The organism is Bacillus sp. JJ1127, from assembly GCF_036965845.1.
Taxonomy (GTDB): domain Bacteria; phylum Bacillota; class Bacilli; order Bacillales; family Bacillaceae_G; genus Bacillus_A.
Map to the genome: position 1 here is coordinate 1 of NZ_JBALQK010000168.1, position 2,186 is coordinate 2,186.

Genomic DNA, 2,186 nt, shown 5'->3' on the forward strand with positions numbered 1-2,186 from the left:
ATATAGGAATCAATTGCAACGCGGTAGTAATATATATTAATTTAGAACCTTTGAATTTAATAAGTTCAGATTTTATTATCGATTGCACTGATTAATCCCTCCTGTTATTTGCATGAAATAATCCTCTAATGTTTGTTTTACGGTTACAATTTCATAAACATCGATTCCTGCAAAATTTAATAATTTATTTAATTCTGCAGTATTTCCTTCAAAATGATTTATCAGAATATCTGTATTAGAAAATCGATAATCTAAATCTTTTATATTTTCTTTTAAAATTCCAATACATTTATTAATATTGTTAACCTTAATCCTTATATATTTTTCAAATTTATCCATAGAACTTTCTTCTAAGAGTTTCCCCTCGTGTATAATCCCAATTTTATCTGCTAATTGTTGTACTTCACTAAGTATATGACTAGATACTAAAATTGTTTTTTGATGCTCTTTAGCTAATTCAATGAGTAGTTCTCTTATTTCTTTAATTCCAGCTGGATCTAGGCCATTAGTTGGTTCATCTAATAATAATAAATCAGGATTATGTAATAACGAACGAGCAATCCCTAATCGCTGTTTCATTCCTAAAGAGAAATTCTTTACTTTTTGATGCTGGACGTTTTGCAAATTAACTATATTTAAAACACGGTCGATGGCCTTAGAATCTTTAACTCCCATGTAATTACTACTGATTTTCAAATTATCATTAGCACTTAAATTCCCATAAAAACCTGGATATTCTATAATCGATCCGATATTCCCCAAAAAGGAACGATTATTAATATCTAGCTTATTTCCAAATATATATATGTCTCCACTTGTTGGTTTTAATAGACCCATAATCATTCTAATTGTTGTTGTTTTTCCAGCACCATTCTCACCTAATAAACCATAAACTTCACCTTTTTTTATATGCAATGATATGGAATCGACTACGGTTTTTGATTCGTAAATTTTTATTAAATCAGCTGTTTCTAGTACATATTTCATATACTTACCCCTTTGTATTTATTAGGCTATCAATAACTATCTACCAAATATAAATTAAATATACTATATTTTTACTTTTTTATCTTAGAAGAAAACGCTATTCTTTTTGTAGAAATATCCAGAAAAGATGGCGTTTTTGATGAATCCTATCATTTCAAATGAACTGAATCTTTTCGCACAAGAGCTACAATACTTTTTATCTCCAATAGTCCTACAAGATATCGCCAAACAAGTTGGTTTTGTACAGCGATCTAGTAAGTATCAAGCAAACGAACTCATTGCCCTTTGCGTATGGCTCAGTCAAGAAATCGCTAGCACATCACTTACACAATTGTGCAGTCAGTTAGAAGCTTCAACTGGGGTACTGATGAGCTTAGAAGGATTGAATCAACGCTTTAACCCAGCAGCTGTCGCATTTCTTCGAGAAGTCTTTACTTCTCTTCTCACACAAAAACTCTGTTCAAATCACTCGCTTTCTGCACAAATGATCTCTACTTTCAATCGTATCCATATTTTAGATGCGACAGTGTTTCAACTGCCTGATCATTTCGCCACTAACTATCAAGGTTCAGGCGGGAGTAGTAATACGGCAGGCGTGAAAATCCAATTGGAATATGATTTACTTAGTGGTCAATTTCTTAACGTGCAGCTTAGACCAGGAAAGAATAATGATAAAACATACGGTACCATCTGCCTTGAAACCGTAGAGGCGGGCGATTTGTGTTTACGTGATCTTGGTTACTTCGATTTAGGAGACTTACAAACTATTCATGATAAAGAGGCTTACTATATCTCGCGGTTGAAGCTGAATACACGCATTTATATCAAGAACCCTGAGCCAGAATACTTCAACAACGGCACGTTAAAAAAGCAAACAGAATACATCCAGCTTGATATGACACAAATGATGTCGGGTCTAATCCCAGGTGAAACGATAGAAATCCCCGAGGCATACATTGGCTAAAATCAGAAGCTTCCAGCACGTGTCATTATCCATCGTTTAACCGATGATCAAACGCAAACACGCCTGAAAAATCAAGCGATACGTGAAAAGAAAAAAGGCATTGTCATGAAGGATAAAAGTAAACGTTTAATGGGTATGAATGTATATATCACGAACACGTCTCTAGAAGGAGTACCAACGAATAACGTGCACTCATTGTATTCACTTCGTTGGCAGATTGGCGTGTCCAGATAAG

At 33.8% G+C, this 2,186-nt stretch carries 1 protein-coding gene and 1 pseudogene; one reads left to right on the top strand and one right to left on the bottom strand.

Translation table 11 applies throughout. From position 1 onward, the window contains the following. Nucleotides 1-75: 75 nt before the first annotated feature. Nucleotides 76-987, bottom strand: a complete 912-nt coding sequence (locus tag V7183_RS16820) for an ATP-binding cassette domain-containing protein (RefSeq protein WP_335360232.1) — start codon at nt 985-987, stop codon at nt 76-78. Nucleotides 988-1,126: 139 nt separating this feature from the next. Here V7183_RS16820 and V7183_RS16825 point away from each other — a divergent pair. Beyond that, nucleotides 1,127-2,176, top strand: a pseudogene (locus V7183_RS16825) (IS4 family transposase); the annotation flags it as partial. Nucleotides 2,177-2,186 lie beyond the last annotated feature (10 nt).

What these genes read in the sequence shown, in the direction of transcription:
- V7183_RS16820 (WP_335360232.1), bottom strand. Translation starts at nt 987, where the DNA reads ATGAAATATGTACTAGAAACAGCTGATTTAATAAAAATTTACGAATCA.